The sequence below is a fragment of the Streptomyces sp. NPDC087901 genome (genome assembly GCF_044742205.1).
Lineage (GTDB): Bacteria > Actinomycetota > Actinomycetes > Streptomycetales > Streptomycetaceae > Streptomyces.
Genome location: NZ_JBIUUC010000007.1, coordinates 139,900 through 154,764, shown reverse-complemented (window position 1 = coordinate 154,764; position 14,865 = coordinate 139,900). Strand labels below are relative to the sequence as shown.

The following is a 14,865-nucleotide window of genomic DNA, read 5'->3' as shown; positions in this document are numbered from 1 at the left end:
GAACCGTCTACCAGTGTCCCGTGTGAACCCATGTCCGGGCTGCTAGACGAGAACGACATACCTACTGGTTCCCGTACAAAGCACCCAGGCGCTCTCGACAGACAGATGTGAGAGGGGTCACCCTGTCACTCATCCACGCGGGGAGGCATGGATGGGCAGGAGCCGCAGAACAATTCCGGAGGAGCTTTTGCTGCTCGCTCTGGACCCGACCACGGGTACCACAGCGCAGCCGCAGTCGCTCGACCTCGGCCTTGCCGGGGCCCAGCTAGTAGAGCTGGCTCTGGCAGGACGGATAGCCCCTGATGGGGATCGTATCGCCGTGGTGATGCCACGGCCGACAGGAGATCCGACTCTGGACTCCGCACTGGAACTGCTGCGCAGACGCGGCAGCCCGGTCCGGGCCGTCCACTGGATCGGCGGACCCCGGTTGGGGCTCCGCCAGATTTACCTCGCTCATCTGGAGCGGTGCGGCATGGTGCATGCCGTGGCGGGCCAGATGTGCGGAGTGCTGCCGACGACTCGCTACCAGGCGACGGACACGGCAATCAGCCGGGACATCAGAACCAGGCTGGACAGTGCGATCCGCACCGGCGTACCGCCGGACCCGCGGACCGCGGCGCTTGCCGCACTGGCCCACGCGGTCGGACTCGGCAAGCACCTGTACCCCGGAAACGAGGGGCGCTCCTCGCGCTCCCGGCTCCGGGACCTGATCAGACACGACCCCATGGGCGGTCTCGTGGCGCACGCCGTGATGGACGTCCAGAACGGGGCGGTCGCACAACCGCGTCGCAACCAGGCGGCCGGAGTTCCGTTGCAACAGCAAGTGCAGTCGCAGTCACGCCGCGACAGCATGGCGCACACCGCGGTCCACTAGGACCGCACCTGCGCCGGTGCAGCACCCGCACGCCCAGCACCACTCGCACCGCAATTGCACCACCGCAACAACCGAATACCGCCGCACCGTCGTCCCCAAGACCCGGTTCGGGAGCCGCACCAAGCGCGGGGCAGCCGGTACCACCGGCTGCCCCGCGCCGCTGCGTGTGGCCGTTTCCCAGCGCGGCCGGGGGCACGGGTGGCAATCTGCTGAGCAGTAGATACGCACAGCTACATAGCCGGAGGTGCCGTTTCCGTGCCGTCCAACGTCAATCCCACCGTCAGGCGACGCCGGTTGGGTCAGGAATTGCGCCGACTGCGCGAGATCAAGGGCATGACGGCCGAGGAGGTCGCGGAGCGCCTGCTGGTCTCGCAGTCCAAGATCAGCCGCCTCGAGAACGGCCGCCGCTCCATCAGCCAGCGCGACGTACGCGACCTCTGCGGGGTGTACGAGGTCGAGGACGTCCGGGTCGTCGACTCGCTCATGCAGATGGCCAAGGACTCCCGCCAGCAGGGCTGGTGGCATGCCTTCGGCGACATCCCGTACAGCGTCTACATCGGTCTGGAGACCGACGCCGAGTCGCTGCGGGTGTACGAACCCCAGGTGATCCCCGGCCTGCTGCAGACCCGGCAGTACGCCGAGGCGCTGATCAAGGGCGCACTGCCGGAGGCCCCGCAGTCGGACATCGACAAGCGCGTCAGTGTCCGTTCGCGCCGCCAGGACCGGATCACCGCCCCCGAGCACCCACTGCGGCTGTGGGCGGTCATCGACGAGTCCGCGCTGCGCCGGCTGGTCGGCGGCAAGCAGGTGATGATCGAGCAGCTGGAACGTCTGGTGGAGCTGTCCCACCTGCCGCACGTGACCGTCCAGGTGCTGCCGTTCGACATGGGGGCGCACCCGGGCATCAACGGGCAGTACGCCATTCTGGAATTCCCGGACGCCGCGGATTCCAGCGTGGTCTACATCGAGGGCGTCACCAGCGACCTCTATCTGGAGAAGGCGAATGACGTGCAGCGGTACAGCGTCATGTACGAGCACCTGAGGGCCCAGGCCCTGAATGTGGAGCAGACCCGGCATTTCATCGACGGGATCGCAAAGGGGTACACGCGTCTGAACACGGCATGAACTCCGGCTGTACGGGCGCGTAAACCAGCCAGCCCACATAGTCCGGTATGAGAGAAATGAAGCGATGTTACGGGTGAGGCGACGGCACGGTACACCGTCGCCACCTCGTAGCGGAAGACCTGCATGGTATATACCATCCGGTCGAGTGAACGGCCCCTTCACGCAGGGAGCTTGGCGAGTAGCGTCGATCACGCCACCGGGAAATCCGATGGCGCTCACACAACTCTCTGAACCGGAGTGAACATGGCCATTCGTCAGGGTGCTACGGACAACTGGACGAAGTCGTCGTATTCCGGGGGCAACGGCGCCTGCGTCGAAGTCAAGTCCCCTCTTGTGCAGGCGATCGCCGTACGTGACTCGAAGGCCCCCGAAGGCCCTTCGCTCACCTTCGTCCCCGGCGCGTGGACCGCATTCGTGCGTGATGTCGCCAAGGACTCCGTCAACGCCTGACCGATGCTTCCCTTACCCCGCATTGCCGCACCGCTTCAGGTGCTGCCGGTAGCCCTCTCGTCCGGCTCGCCGTCCTGGCCGAGAGGGCTCTCCGCGCACATCGGAGAAACGGGAACACCGCACGGCGTCAACCGCCGCGCACCTCAGCGCAGCTGATCCACGTAGCGGTCCGTGCCCGGCACGGTCGGGATGAACGGCGCCACCAGCTCCACCCGCCCCAGACCCGATTCCGCAACCGTCGCGTCGAGCCCGGCGAAATGCTCCGCCCAGCAGTCCCGCGGATCCTCCTGGAGGAACCAGAGCAGGGTCAGCCGGGTGTCGACGCCCTCGACCTGCTTCACATAGGTCATGCGGTCGCCCGGCAACGGCGTGGGACGGAACACCGTCACCATCGCCGCGGGCGACCCGCTCAGCCGCTTCGGCAGATGCCGGGAACGCAGCCACTCCAGCAACTCGTCCCGCTGTGCGGGCCCTTCGGCGTCGATCACCTCCAGGACCAGTCCGCTGTACGGATGATCGAGGGCATGGAAGTCCCGGGGTCCGGCGGCCCCGTCCCGGTAGACCGTCGCCTCGTGGTCCTGGAACGCCGTGAAGACGTGCGTCCGGTCCTGGTAGACCCGGCCGTCCCGGTTGAGCCGCTTGTTGATGCCGACGGTCCACTTCATGTGGTCGTCGTAGCGCCCGTCCGTCACCCAGTACGTGGACAGATAGCACCCGGCGCCGACCGGCTGGGCTACCGCCGACTTGTCCGGGTAGCGCAGCTCCTGGAGCTCCCGCGTGGCGACCCAGCGCCGGCCGGCGAACATCCAGGGCATCGCCATCGCGCCCGCGTAGTAATGATCATCTTCGTACCAGCGATTGTAAGCATGCTCATGACCAGGGTGTGGCTCAACCATCGTGATCAGCGCGTGGCCGGGATGGACCCCGTACGGCCCCAGCGCGGCCAGCTCGGCGTAGGTGTCGCTCCGCGTCCCGCCACCCCGCGCCCTCTCACCCTTTGCTTCCTCGCCCATGCCGTTCCCCTTCCGTACTGTGCCGGAGGGACCTACTCTGACGCCCCGTCAGAAGAACTGCCAGAGCCGGGAGGCGCCGATGTTGCTCGCGGGGAAGACCGTCATCGTGTCCGGGGTGGGCGCCGGGCTCGGACATCAGATCGCGGCCACAGTCGTGCGCGACGGGGGCAACGCGGTGCTCGGGGCGCGCACCGCGGCCAATCTCGCGAAGTCGGCCGCCGAGATCGATCCGGAAGGGCTGCACACCGCCCATCTGGCCACCGACATCACCGACGAGACGCAGTGCGAGGCGCTCGCGGCGCTGGCCGTCGAGCGGTTCGGGCGGATCGACGCAGTGGTCCATGTCGCCGCCTGGGACAGCTACTTCGGCGGCGTCGAGGACGCCGATCTGGACACCTGGAAGGCGGTCGTCGACGTCAATCTGCTCGGCACCCTGCGGATGACGCGCGCCTGCCTGCCCGCTCTCAAGGAGCGGGGCGGATCGGTCGTCGTCATCGGCACACAGTCCGCGATCGCGGCGCCGTCGCAGGTGCGGCAGGCGGCGTACGCGGCCTCCAAGGGCGCGCTCACCTCGGCGATGTACTCCATGGCGTGGGAGTTCGGACCGCACCGGATCCGGGTGAACACCGTGCTGCCGGGCTGGATGTGGGGGCCGCCGGTGCAGGCCTACGTGCAGTTCACCGCGCACACCGAGGCGGTGCCCGAGTCCGAGGTGCTGGGGAGGCTCTCGGAACGCATGGCGCTGCCCGAGCTGGCCACGGACGGCGATGTGGCGGAGGCCGCGGTCTTCCTGGCCTCCGACCGGGCACGGGCGATCACCGGGCAGTCCCTGCTGGTCAACGCGGGCGAGCTGATGCGCTGACGCGCGGGCGCGCTTCGCAGGGATTTCGGCAAGGACAGTTCTCCTCCTTCTCGGCCGCACGGGACCCGCATCCCGTGCGGTCTTTCTGTGCTCTTCGGCGCTTCCGGACCTTCTCTTGCCTTCTCTGCACAGCCTGACGAAGTGCCCGCTCATCGTGTGGCCGCCGTCACGTTCACGACAACGCCTCCGTGGGTCAAGAACAAGTAAAATCGTTCGACTTGCTGATCGATGTTCACATCCCTGACCGCTGGAGACCTTGACCGAGGTACCGAACAGGCGGTTCAATCCCCGAAGTCCCCGCTCCCGCACGGGGACCCCGCTGAACGGCCGTACTGACGAAGTGCGTACCCGTTCACAAGGCGGACCCCAGGAGGGGGCACATGAACAGTCTCGACTGGGTCGTGCTCATCGGCTACTTCGGCGTGATGATCGCGATCGGACTCTGGTCCCACAAGCGTGTCGACAACGTCAGCGACTTCTTCACGGCCGGCGGCAAGATGCCGTGGTGGCTTTCCGGCATCTCGCACCACATGTCCGGCTACAGCGCCGTGATGTTCACCGGCTACGCCGGCATCGCGTACCAGTACGGCGTGACGTCCTTCGTGACGTGGTCGCTCCCCATCGCCATCGGCATCGGGATCGGCTCCAAGCTCTTCGCTCCCCGGCTCAACCGGCTGCGCTCGCGGCTGCACGTCGCCTCGCCGCTCGAATACCTGAAGAACCGCTACAACATCCAGACCCAGCAGGCGCTCGCCTGGTCCGGCCTGCTGCTGAAGATCGTGGACGTCGGCGCCAAGTGGGCGGCCATCGCCACCCTGCTCTCCGTCTTCACGGGCATCACCCTGACCCAGGGCATCTTCATCACCGGCCTCATCACGGCCGTCTACTGCACGGTCGGCGGTCTGTGGGCCGACGCGCTCACCGAACTGGGGCAGTTCGTCATCCAGCTGTTCGCCGGTATCGCGATGCTCGTCACCGCGATGAGCAAGCTCGACGGCTTCAGCACCCTGTGGACGGTCTGGGACAAGCTGCCCGAGGGCCACACGGACCCGACGGCCGGCCCGTACACCGTGACCTTCCTCTTGGCGTACCTGTTCATCAAGACCTTCGAGTACAACGGCGGCATGTGGAACCAGGCCCAGCGCTACATGGCCACGGACTCCGCCGCCTCCGCGACCCGCTCGGCACGGCTCTCCGCCATCCTGTGGCTGGTCTGGCCGACGGTCCTGTTCTTCCCGATGTGGTGCGCCCCGCTGCTCGTCGACGCCCAGAAGCCGGACGCCTCGGACAGCTACGCGCTGATGACCGAGCAGTTGCTGCCGCACGGTCTGCTGGGCCTGGTCGTCGTCGGCTTCTTCTCGCACACGATGGCCATGTGCTCCTCGGACGCCAACGCCATCGCGGCCGTCTTCACCCGCGACATCGCCCCGGTCTTCTCCAAGGCGGCCCGCAACTGGAGCGACCGCGCCGGCCTGATGGCCGCACGGCTCTCCACGCTCGGCTTCCTGGGCCTGTCCATGGCACTGGCGACCCAGATCAACTCGCCGACGTTCAAGGACATCATCTCGGTCGTCATCAAGTGGGTCGCCGGTCTGATGGGTCCGATCGCGATCCCGTTCATGCTGGGTCTGCTGCGCAGGTTCCGTAAGTCGGGGCCGACGGCGGCGCTCACCAGCTGGGCGGCGGGGCTGCTGGCGTTCTACCTCACCAACTACAACTTCGACGGTTCGGTGAAGACGGACGTCGCCCTGCAGTACCAGGTGGCACTGCCGTTGGCGATCTCGCTGGTGCTCTACATCGTCATCGGCTTCATCAAGCCGGAGGACACCCCGGAGCGCGACGCGATCATCGAGCAGATCAACACGGACGGCGGGGACTCGACGACCGGTGCACCCCTGCCGGGCCAGCGCGGTCCCGAGGACGTGGCGGTGGTGGACGGCGCGAAGGACTGACGCCCGCGGCTGTACGGAGGCGGGGGCGGGGTTACGGATGCGGCGGCTTCCGTAACCCCGCCCCCGCCTGTTCCCGGGTTCAGCCGCGCGGGTAGCGGGCCAGCCAGCCCGGTGCGGCGTCGGCCGGGCCGTGCAGGGCGGGCCCCTGTGTCATCTCCATGGCGAAGTCGTCGGCGAGCTCCAGGAGCGTGGCGCGCCCCTCCAGCTCGGCGAGCCAGGCCGGCGGCAGTGCGGTCTCACCGTGCAGCGCGCCGAGCAGCGCCCCGCACAGGGCCCCGGTGGCGGCGGAGGGCCCGCCGTGGTTCACGGCCAGCCGCAGCCCGTGCCGGATGTCCTCGCCGACCAAGGCGCAGTACACGGCCACGGCGAGGACCTCCTCGGCCGAGTCCGTGGCACCCAGCGACTCGATGAGGGCGGGACCGGGGATGCCCTGGCGCACGGTGCCGAGAGCCTGCTTGAGCGCCTCGGTGACGGGCTCGTGGCCCGGATGCTCGGCGAGCAGCCCCAGCGCGTGCTGCACGGAACCGTCCAGCGACTCGCCGCGCGCCAGCCCGTGCACCATGACGGCGAGAGCGCCTGCGGAGAGCAGGGCGGTGGGGTGGCCGTGCGTCTGGGCGGCACACTCGACGGCCAGCTGGAACACGAGCTGCGGCTCCCAGCCGACGAGCAGTCCGAACGGGGCGGAGCGGGTGAGCGCGGCCGAGTCGTGCGCGGCGGGGTTCTTCGGCCGGTCGAGGCTGCCCATGACGGTGTCCCCGAGGCCGCCCAGGCACTCCCGGGTGGGCGCGCGGCGGCTGTAGAGCCACTCCTGCCCGGCGAGCCAGCCGTTGTCCTTGCGCCGTTCGTCGGGCCCCCAGTCGTGCTGGGTGGCGGCCCAGCGCAGATGGGCCTGGTGCACGTCTGTGGGCGGGTGCCAGGCGCCGGTGTCGCGGCGGACCTGGGCGCGGATCAGCCCGTCGACGGTGAACAGGGTGAGCTGGGTGACGGCGGTGACGAAGCCGCGTCCGCCGTGTGCGGGGACGAAGTCGGTGACGGCGTCGGCGCCGTGGGCCTCGCGGATCTCCTCCAGCGTGAGCCCGCTGACGCCCGCGCCGAGCGCGTCGCCGATGGCACCGCCGAGCAGTGCGCCGCGTACCCGGCTGCGGAAGTCCTGCTGCTCGGCACGGCCCCAGACAGCTGTGGTCGCTGAGCTCACCGTGCCCCTTTCCATCGGTCCTTCGGTTCGTTTCCGTGTGCGACTAAGCGGTAACTGCGCAGCACTGTAATCGAACGACCACGGGACCGACGGGGGCGGAACGGTATGTACGAAGTGGCTGGTTCGGTTCAGTTTTGCGCGGCATTCTCCGGGGATTCCCGCTGCATCCGGTGCCCCCTGCTGTGCGCGATCCGCAGCAGATCCCCCAGCGACTCCGTGGCCCTGGTGAGCGCGAACCGCACCGCCCGCTCCCCCGCCGCCCGGTCCGCCAGCACGGCCCGCGACCCGGCCCACACCTGCTCGCCGCACTCGATCTGCTCGTCCTCCATGTCATCGGCAAGCCGTGACATCAGGCTCCCGGAATCGTCGGTGCTGAGCCAGCACGGCTTGCCCTCCGGGGAGGCCCAGGGAAGGAGGCGGGGAGGAAGGTCGGCCATGACTGCTCCTGACGGAGGAGGTGGCGCGGAAGCTGTTGTCCGGCGCCCAGGAAACCGACGCCGAGGCCGAGTTGGTGGAGGAGCAGGTCATAGCCCGCATGGGCCGTCAGCAACTGCTGCACCGTAATCCGGCTCCGTCCGTACGGATCATCATGGACGAGTACGCGCTCCGCAGGCCGGTCACCGACCCCAAGGCGTGGGACGAACAGCTGACGCATCTGATCGACATGGGCGAGACAGCCTCCGTCGTCCTCCAGGTCCTGCCCTTCGCCGCCGCGGCGCACCATCTGATGGACGGTTCCCTGACGTTGCTGTGGCAGGACGACGCGAGCGCCGTTGCCTATACGGAAGGCAACGGATGCGCGGAGCTGAGCGAGGATCCGGCCGCCGTGACGCGCTACCGGCTGTCCTACGATCGGTTCCGGGATCTGGCGCTGCCCCCGCCGGAATCCGCCGCGTTCATCAGGTGTCCTGGAGGAGCACAGATCATGAGCCGTATCCCCGACCTCTCCACCGCGACCTGGCACAAGTCCAGCTACAGCGACGGCGGCGACAACAACTGCGTCGAGGTGTCGGACACCTTCCCCGCCCTCGTCCCCGTCCGCGACAGCAAGACCCCCACCGGTCCCGCGCTCGCCTTCGGGCCGGGCGCCTGGTCCGCGTTCGTGGAGTACGCGGCCGGGCACTGACACCGGCCGGCCGGCTCGGGGCGTCAGTCCAGGGTCTGGGTCAGTTCGCTCCGGGTCGAGGTGTGCACGACTCGGCCGCGCGCTCCGTTGACGATGGGCAGGTACGGCGGGACATGCCCGCACTCGACATCGGCGATGATCGGGACGTTCAACGGGCCCAGCGCGTCGAGAACAGCTTCGTGCTGTGTCAGCGAGTCGGCGTCGGGTGCCGAGGTCCGGGCGACGAGGACCGCGTTCGCCGCGTCGAAGAAGCCGGCCAGCCGCATCCCGTGCAGGTTTCGGCAGATGGTGAAGGCGTCGTCACCGCCCGCTTCGACGTAGACGAGGAGCCCTTCCGGGGCGTGGGCTCGCGCGAAGGCGGAAACGTCGAGGTAGGCCGTTCCCGTGAGGTTGCAGAGTGTCTCGATACACCCCCCGATCAGGCGTCCTTCGGCCTCCACGTCACCGTCGGCGTCCAGCCTGGTCCACCTGCCGGGCGTATCGAGCGTGTACTCGCTCACCTCGGGCCGGGCACGGTAGTCGTCCCAGCCCGTCGCTCGGTGGCGGTCGGGCGGGGACTGCGTGAACCGGTGGCCCTGCGGAGCAGCGGCGATGTCGAGCCACGACAGGAGTCCCTCGGGCACCCGGTAGGGCGTGTCCATCAGGTTGTTGCCGTGCACGGTCGCTGCGCCGGTGAGAAGAGTGAGCGGCGTGATGATGGTCGACATGTCGGAGAACCCGACCAGCCAGGTCGGCTCGGCGTCACGCAGCCGGTCCCAGTCGAGCAGGGGCAGCAGGTCGATCGACGTCTCCCCGCCCCAGGGCGGCACCACCGCTCTGATGCCGGGGTCCGTCAGCATGGCCATCAGTTCGCCGGCGCGGTCGGCCGCCGGGGCACTGACATGACCGGCACCGTCCATGCAGTGGCCGACAACCACCTCGTACCCCCGCGCCTCCACATCGCGCATGGCCACGTCGAGGCGTGCACGGAGGTCGTCCGGGACCCCGCTCGAAGGGGAAGTGATGCCGACGCGGTCACCGGGACGCAGAGGGTGTGGATATCGAACTGGCATGCGCCGGATTCTGGCACGCTGCTGCGCCCGTGCCGAACGAGTTTCGACGCCTTGTGGCGGGTAGAGAGGGTCTCCGACGAGCTGTATGCGAGAGCGGCCGAGCACTATGAGCCCAAGGCGCTCGCCACGCTGATGTTCGCGATCGGCCAGGTCGGCTTCTTCGCCCCCGCGGCACTCATCGCCAAGCCGGTGCCCGGCCGGTCGTTCAGCGACCCGTGGAAGTGAGGCCGCCAGGAGACGGCGGCACGATGTGCAGGGGCCGGCCCGAATCAGCCGACGCGCGACGCACGCCCAGGAGTTGAGAGAACGGAGCGGCCGGGAGGCGCTCCGTGATCTCGAAGCAAGCCCTCCACCGGCCCCCTCCTCCTATCGCCGGGCCTCCGGAGCAGGTGCGGCGAGCGGCCGGGCGAAATCTCGTTGTGCCGTCCGGCCGTCCGGAGCGATGATCGCAGGATGGCATCCCCCCACCCGGACGGTCGCGCCGGAATCGACGCCGCGCTCGTGAAGCGCCTGATCGACGCCCAGTTCCCTCAGTGGAGCGGGCTGCCCGTGACTCCGGTGGAGGTCGACGGCTGGGACAACCGGACCTACCGCCTCGGCGACGCGATGACGGCCCGGCTGCCCACAGCCGCCGGGTACGTCCCCGCGGTGGAGAAGGAGCACCACTGGCTGCCGCGCCTCGCCCCTACGCTGCCGGTCGCCGTGCCCCCGGTGCTCGCCCTGGGCGCTCCGGGCGAGGGCTATCCGTATCCGTGGTCGGTCCGGCGATGGCTGCGGGGCGAGACCGCCGCTCGGGCCCGTATCGACGACCTTTCACCGTTCGCGGTGCAGGTGGCCGGCTTCGTCCTCGCCCTGCAACGCTGCGACGCGACGGGCGGTCCCCTCGCCGGGGAGCACAGCTGGTACCGGGGCGCGTCGCCCGCCCACTACGACGAGGAGACCCGGCGCTGCCTGGCCGCACTGGAGGGCCAGGTCGACACGGACCGGGCTCGCGCGGTCTGGGACGCCGCCCTGGCCGCCGAATGGCACGGCGAACCCGTGTGGTTCCACGGCGACATCGCCTCCGGCAACCTGCTGGTCGACGACGGTGAGCTCGCGGCCGTCATCGACTTCGGTACGTCGGGCGTCGGCGACCCCGCCTGTGACCTGGTGATCGCGTGGGGATTCTTCGACGGCGACAGCCGGGAGGCGTTCCGGCGTGCTGTCGGCCAGGACGCCGGAACCTGGGCGCGGGCCCGGGGCTGGGCCCTGTGGAAGGCGCTGCTGAACCTGACGGGGTGCGTCGGCACGGATCCGGAACGGGCGGGCAGCGAACTGCGCGTGATCGAGGCGGTCCTGGCCGATCACGACTCCTTCGGCTGACCGGCCGGCCGGTCCGCACGGCTGTGGTCCGCGGCAGTCCGGCCATCTGCTGAGCCGGTCGCCGGCCCACTCGGCCGAGAAGGACACAACCGGCCCGGATGTGCCGGACGAACGATACGCAGGGCCGCCCGCCTGCCTGCCTGCCCGCCTGCCTGCCTGCCTGCCTGCCTGCCTGCCTGCCTGCCGGACCGTGCACGCCGGCCGGGCGAAAGCGGCGTGCCCCCTGCCGAAGAGGCCCTGTTGGACGCGCCTTCGTCCTCCGTTCACCCGGGGTTACACCTCTCCACGTGCGGGCCTTCGACCATGCACGCATGACGCAGATGACTCGTGTCAGGGCTTCCTCACACTCGGCCTGAATGCCAAGGATGTTCGCTCACTGAAGCGGGACCTGCTGGTGGGCTGACGCCACAGCGTTCCCCGCACCGCGCTGCCCGGTACGGCACTGCCCCGCGCCGGAGTCCGGTGCGGGGCGGTGTCGTACCGGCCTCTGCCCGGCAGCACCGGACGGCGCTGCGTGAGCGCTTCAGCCGGGCAGCGTGGCCAGCCAGTCGGTGAGGATCCGGTTGACCTCGGTGGGGCGTTCCTGCTGGATCCAGTGGCCGCATCCGTCGAGGATGTGGGAGGAGGACAGGCCCGGAAGCGTGGCCGGGTAGGCGTCGATCGCGTCGGACAGCCAGGTCGTGGAGGCGTCCAGAGCACCGCCGATGAACACCGAGGGCTGAGTGATGGGGGCGCCGTTGAACGCCGTGAGGTCCTCCCAGTCGCGGTCCATGTTCCGGTACCGGTTCAGCGCGCCGGTCAGGCCGGTGCGTTCGAACTCGGCGGCACAGAGGTCGAGATCCCGCTCACCGAGCCAGCCGGGCAGCCGGCCGCCGGGAAACCGGTCGCGCAACGTCCCGCCCCTGCTGACGAAGTGCGGGTCCGGAGCACCGGCCGCGGGCATGGTGTCGGCGGACAGGGCCGCGTAGAAGCCTGCGAGCCAGCCGCGTACATCGGGTTCGATCTCGGCCTCGGCACGGCCGGGCTCCTGGAAGTACGAGACGTAGAGCTCCTCGTCCCCGCCCATCCGGGCGAAGACACTGCTCGGGCGGGGGCCGCCGGGCGGGGTGTAGGGAACGCTCAGCAACCCGACCGCGTGGAAGACCTCCGGCCTGAGCAGGGCGGAATGCGCGGCGATGGTGGCGCCCCAGTCATGGCCGACGATCACGGCCGACTCCTCGCCCAGGGCGCGCACCACCGCGGCGTTGTCCTCCACGAGATCGAGCATCCGGTACGCATCTGTCGCGGCCGGCGCGGAGGAGCGGCCGTAGCCGCGTACGTCGACGGCGACCGCCCGGTATCCAGCTGCCGCCAGGGCCGGCAGCTGGTGGCGCCAGGAGTACCAGGACTCGGGGAAGCCGTGGATCAGCAGCACCAGGGGTCCTGTTCCCTGTTCGGCCAGGTGGATCCGGCCTCCCGGCGAAGTAACCGACCGGTGCGCGATTTCCGAACTCTGCGGTGCCATACGTGTCCTCCAGGACCAGCCGATGTGCGCCGGGAACGGCCCCATCCGCCGTCCCCCGTTCTGCACCGATCATGCGGAGGGCGCCGTCAGGAAGACGAGTTCGTTTGCCGATTCGGCAAGTCTGGCCCCCGATGGCGGCAGCGGCCTCGGACCGCACCGACGGCACCGAGGCGCGCGAAGAAAAGTGAAGAAATAAGACACATGGTGTCCGGTTTCCCGTCGAGCATGGGGCCACCGGTCCTCGTCGACGATTTACCTGGACCGGGGCGAACCGACAGACCGTGACCTCGAGGGGATTCATGTCCGACACATCGAAACCGGCACTCCACGGAAAGATCGCACTGGTGGCCGGGGCCACCCGGGGCGCCGGGCGCGGCATCGCCGTCGAGCTCGGCGCGGCGGGTGCGACCGTCTACGTCACCGGGCGCACGACTCGGGAACGGCGCTCGGAGTACGGCCGGCCCGAGACGATCGAGGACACCGCGGAGCTCGTCACCGCCGCCGGCGGAGCCGGCATCGCGGTGCCGACCGACCACCTGGTGCCCGAGCAGGTCCGGGCACTGGCCGGGCGCATCGATGCCGAGCAGGGGCGGCTCGATGTGCTCGTCAACGACATCTGGGGAGGCGAGCGGCTGTTCGCGTTCGACAAGCCGGTGTGGGAGCACGACCTCGACGACGGACTGCGGCTGCTCCGGCTCGGCGTGGAGACGCACGCGATCACCAGCCACTTCCTGCTGCCGCTGCTGGTGCGTCGCCCGGGCGGGCTCGTGGTCGAGATGACCGACGGGACAGCCGCGTACAACCAGGCGAACTATCGCAACTCCTACTTCTACGACCTGGTCAAGAACAGCGTGCTGCGCATGGCGTTCGTGCTCGCGCACGAGCTGAAGCCGCACGGCGGCACGGCGGTGGCGCTCACCCCGGGCTGGCTGCGTTCGGAGATGATGCTCGACGCGTTCGGCGTGGCCGAGGAGAACTGGCGCGACGCTCTGACCGAGGTGCCGCACTTCTGTATCTCGGAGAGCCCTTCGTACGTCGGGCGCGCGGTCGCCGCGCTGGCCGGTGACGCCCGCCTCGCCCGCTGGAACGGCCAGTCACTGTCCAGCGGGCAGCTCGCCCAGGAGTACGGCTTCACCGACCTCGACGGCTCCCGCCCCGACTGCTGGCGCTACCTCGTCGAGGTCGACGCCGCCGGGAAGCCGGCGGACGCGACGGGGTACCGGTGACGGGCAGGTCGGGGAGGGCCGTTCGGGAAGCTCGCTTCAGCTGAGGGGCCGCCTACTCCTCGGCGAAGACGTCCTCGGCCGACCGGGCGGTGGGGGCTCGCAGAAGCCAGCGGTTCAGGGTGTCGAGATCGCCACAGGTGGTGATCCGTTCGCGCGCCTCGTCCGGTACGTCGACGCCTGCCCGCGCGAGGAAGAGCAGAATGCCCTGCGCGATGCCCTCCGAACGGCCTTCCGTCCGGCCTTCCGTCCGGCCTTCCGTCCGGCCTTCCGTCCGGCCCTCGTCCCGGATTTCCTCTGCCATGAAGGACTTGTAGAAAGAGAGGTCCACGGCCACCAGGTTCCTCCACTGTTGTGCGGCCGGGCGGTTGCCCAGGCCTTGTGCGGTGAGTTCGACAAGGGGATCGGCGATGATTTCCGGTACGTCCCGCAGAGCGGTGGACAGCGTTTTCAGTATGGCACCGATGTCCGGATCGGCGGCATGTGTGATCGCCGCCAGCGTGGTGAGCGCCAGGTCCTTGCGGGCCTCGGCGACATCGGTGATCACCGGCATGTTGTGCGGGCCCGCCACGAGCGGGCGCAGGGTGAGCGCGGGCCACTGGCGGGGGCCGATGGGGACCGGGCGGGAGGCCCATTCCGCGGTTGCACGGTCCTGACAGACGACCAGCAGCAGCGGCGGGAGCCGGTATTTCGTGTACAGGTAGGACAGGTAATAGGCCCAGCTCGCCGGCTTGTCCGTGTCCTTCTTTCCTTGGGCCTCGATGGCCAGGAGAAGCGGCTCGTCATTCTCCGTGTCCAGGCGCAGCAAGGTGTCCACGCGCCGTTCCAGTGGACGGTTCTCGGTCAGGTCGGTAGGCATCACGGTGACCGAGACGGGTGGGGAGATCGTGATCCCCAGCAATTCCGAGACACGGGAGAACAGGCCCGGGTTCTCCTGGAAGATGCGGTGCATCGCCTCGTGGGGCGAACTGACCATGCGGGACTCCTGCGAGTGGCGTGATGCTCGAACTGCCCCGAGCACCGGGTTCGTTCTTGCCAGGAGAATATGCCCGCACGTAACGCCCGCACGTGTCTTGGGAATTGGCTCACCCATGTGAGTGACGTAGTAGCAACGACAGTTGCGAGCA

15 protein-coding genes are annotated in these 14,865 nt (G+C 69.1%); 9 read left to right on the top strand and 6 right to left on the bottom strand.

Features of this window, described 5'->3' with window-relative positions; all coding sequences use genetic code 11:
• Positions 1 to 151 precede the first annotated feature (151 nt).
• The 3 genes from ACIOEW_RS22760 to ACIOEW_RS22750 all read left to right on the top strand — a co-directional run bounded on the left by ACIOEW_RS22760 (position 152) and on the right by ACIOEW_RS22750 (position 2,449).
• Entirely contained in the window at positions 152 to 874 is a 723-nt protein-coding gene (locus ACIOEW_RS22760; protein WP_326736782.1) for a GPP34 family phosphoprotein, read from the top strand.
• Between the two features lie 255 nt (positions 875 to 1,129).
• Entirely contained in the window at positions 1,130 to 1,999 is an 870-nt protein-coding gene (locus ACIOEW_RS22755) for a helix-turn-helix transcriptional regulator (RefSeq protein WP_362542273.1), read from the top strand.
• A 243-nt stretch (positions 2,000 to 2,242) separates the two neighbouring features.
• Positions 2,243 to 2,449: a DUF397 domain-containing protein gene (locus ACIOEW_RS22750; protein ID WP_362542270.1), complete on the top strand. Its 207-nt coding sequence runs from the start codon at positions 2,243 to 2,245 to the stop codon at positions 2,447 to 2,449.
• Positions 2,450 to 2,592: 143 nt separating this feature from the next.
• Here the strand turns inward: ACIOEW_RS22750 and ACIOEW_RS22745 are convergent, their stop codons facing one another.
• Positions 2,593 to 3,462: a hypothetical protein gene (locus ACIOEW_RS22745; RefSeq protein ID WP_401965414.1), complete on the bottom strand. Its 870-nt coding sequence runs from the start codon at positions 3,460 to 3,462 to the stop codon at positions 2,593 to 2,595.
• Positions 3,463 to 3,541: 79 nt separating this feature from the next.
• On the opposite strand from ACIOEW_RS22745, the gene ACIOEW_RS22740 reads away from it, so the two are divergent.
• Complete coding sequence (locus tag ACIOEW_RS22740; protein ID WP_401965412.1) at positions 3,542 to 4,324, top strand: SDR family oxidoreductase; 783 nt, start codon at positions 3,542 to 3,544, stop codon at positions 4,322 to 4,324.
• 380 nt (positions 4,325 to 4,704) lie between these two features.
• The gene (locus ACIOEW_RS22735) at positions 4,705 to 6,276 is read left to right on the top strand and encodes a sodium:solute symporter family protein (RefSeq protein WP_401965409.1); all 1,572 of its coding nucleotides are present in this window, start codon (positions 4,705 to 4,707) and stop codon (positions 6,274 to 6,276) included.
• A gap of 79 nt (positions 6,277 to 6,355) precedes the next feature.
• Here the strand turns inward: ACIOEW_RS22735 and ACIOEW_RS22730 are convergent, their stop codons facing one another.
• Together ACIOEW_RS22730 and ACIOEW_RS22725 are read right to left on the bottom strand one after the other, a co-directional pair.
• Positions 6,356 to 7,471, bottom strand: a complete 1,116-nt coding sequence (locus tag ACIOEW_RS22730) for an ADP-ribosylglycohydrolase family protein (RefSeq protein WP_362542259.1) — start codon at positions 7,469 to 7,471, stop codon at positions 6,356 to 6,358.
• A 128-nt stretch (positions 7,472 to 7,599) separates the two neighbouring features.
• The gene (locus ACIOEW_RS22725) at positions 7,600 to 7,908 is read right to left on the bottom strand and encodes a hypothetical protein (protein ID WP_362542256.1); all 309 of its coding nucleotides are present in this window, start codon (positions 7,906 to 7,908) and stop codon (positions 7,600 to 7,602) included.
• Positions 7,909 to 7,928: 20 nt separating this feature from the next.
• On the opposite strand from ACIOEW_RS22725, the gene ACIOEW_RS22720 reads away from it, so the two are divergent.
• Positions 7,929 to 8,597: a DUF397 domain-containing protein gene (locus ACIOEW_RS22720; protein ID WP_401965407.1), complete on the top strand. Its 669-nt coding sequence runs from the start codon at positions 7,929 to 7,931 to the stop codon at positions 8,595 to 8,597.
• A 23-nt stretch (positions 8,598 to 8,620) separates the two neighbouring features.
• Here ACIOEW_RS22720 and ACIOEW_RS22715 read toward each other — a convergent pair whose 3' ends face one another.
• Entirely contained in the window at positions 8,621 to 9,649 is a 1,029-nt protein-coding gene (locus ACIOEW_RS22715; RefSeq protein ID WP_401965404.1) for a S66 peptidase family protein, read from the bottom strand.
• Between the two features lie 51 nt (positions 9,650 to 9,700).
• On the opposite strand from ACIOEW_RS22715, the gene ACIOEW_RS22710 reads away from it, so the two are divergent.
• The gene (locus tag ACIOEW_RS22710) at positions 9,701 to 9,874 is read left to right on the top strand and encodes a hypothetical protein (protein WP_401965401.1); all 174 of its coding nucleotides are present in this window, start codon (positions 9,701 to 9,703) and stop codon (positions 9,872 to 9,874) included.
• Between the two features lie 228 nt (positions 9,875 to 10,102).
• Complete coding sequence (locus ACIOEW_RS22705; protein ID WP_362542239.1) at positions 10,103 to 11,011, top strand: aminoglycoside phosphotransferase family protein; 909 nt, start codon at positions 10,103 to 10,105, stop codon at positions 11,009 to 11,011.
• Positions 11,012 to 11,534: 523 nt separating this feature from the next.
• Here the strand turns inward: ACIOEW_RS22705 and ACIOEW_RS22700 are convergent.
• The gene (locus ACIOEW_RS22700; RefSeq protein WP_401965398.1) at positions 11,535 to 12,515 is read right to left on the bottom strand and encodes an alpha/beta fold hydrolase; all 981 of its coding nucleotides are present in this window, start codon (positions 12,513 to 12,515) and stop codon (positions 11,535 to 11,537) included.
• Between the two features lie 299 nt (positions 12,516 to 12,814).
• On the opposite strand from ACIOEW_RS22700, the gene ACIOEW_RS22695 reads away from it, so the two are divergent.
• Positions 12,815 to 13,741, top strand: a complete 927-nt coding sequence (locus ACIOEW_RS22695; RefSeq protein WP_401965395.1) for an SDR family oxidoreductase — start codon at positions 12,815 to 12,817, stop codon at positions 13,739 to 13,741.
• 52 nt (positions 13,742 to 13,793) lie between these two features.
• Here ACIOEW_RS22695 and ACIOEW_RS22690 read toward each other — a convergent pair whose 3' ends face one another.
• Complete coding sequence (locus ACIOEW_RS22690) at positions 13,794 to 14,714, bottom strand: hypothetical protein (RefSeq protein WP_401965393.1); 921 nt, start codon at positions 14,712 to 14,714, stop codon at positions 13,794 to 13,796.
• Positions 14,715 to 14,865: the final 151 nt, after the last annotated feature.

Coding starts and splice junctions, on each gene's coding strand:
- ACIOEW_RS22760 (WP_326736782.1), top strand. CDS start 152: ATGGGCAGGAGCCGCAGAACAATTCCGGAGGAGCTTTTGCTGCTCGCT.
- ACIOEW_RS22750 (WP_362542270.1), top strand. CDS start 2,243: ATGGCCATTCGTCAGGGTGCTACGGACAACTGGACGAAGTCGTCGTAT.
- ACIOEW_RS22745 (WP_401965414.1), bottom strand. CDS start 3,462: ATGGGCGAGGAAGCAAAGGGTGAGAGGGCGCGGGGTGGCGGGACGCGG.
- ACIOEW_RS22740 (WP_401965412.1), top strand. CDS start 3,542: ATGTTGCTCGCGGGGAAGACCGTCATCGTGTCCGGGGTGGGCGCCGGG.
- ACIOEW_RS22735 (WP_401965409.1), top strand. CDS start 4,705: ATGAACAGTCTCGACTGGGTCGTGCTCATCGGCTACTTCGGCGTGATG.
- ACIOEW_RS22725 (WP_362542256.1), bottom strand. CDS start 7,908: ATGGCCGACCTTCCTCCCCGCCTCCTTCCCTGGGCCTCCCCGGAGGGC.
- ACIOEW_RS22715 (WP_401965404.1), bottom strand. CDS start 9,649: ATGCCAGTTCGATATCCACACCCTCTGCGTCCCGGTGACCGCGTCGGC.
- ACIOEW_RS22705 (WP_362542239.1), top strand. CDS start 10,103: ATGGCATCCCCCCACCCGGACGGTCGCGCCGGAATCGACGCCGCGCTC.
- ACIOEW_RS22700 (WP_401965398.1), bottom strand. CDS start 12,515: ATGGCACCGCAGAGTTCGGAAATCGCGCACCGGTCGGTTACTTCGCCG.
- ACIOEW_RS22695 (WP_401965395.1), top strand. CDS start 12,815: ATGTCCGACACATCGAAACCGGCACTCCACGGAAAGATCGCACTGGTG.
- ACIOEW_RS22690 (WP_401965393.1), bottom strand. CDS start 14,714: ATGGTCAGTTCGCCCCACGAGGCGATGCACCGCATCTTCCAGGAGAAC.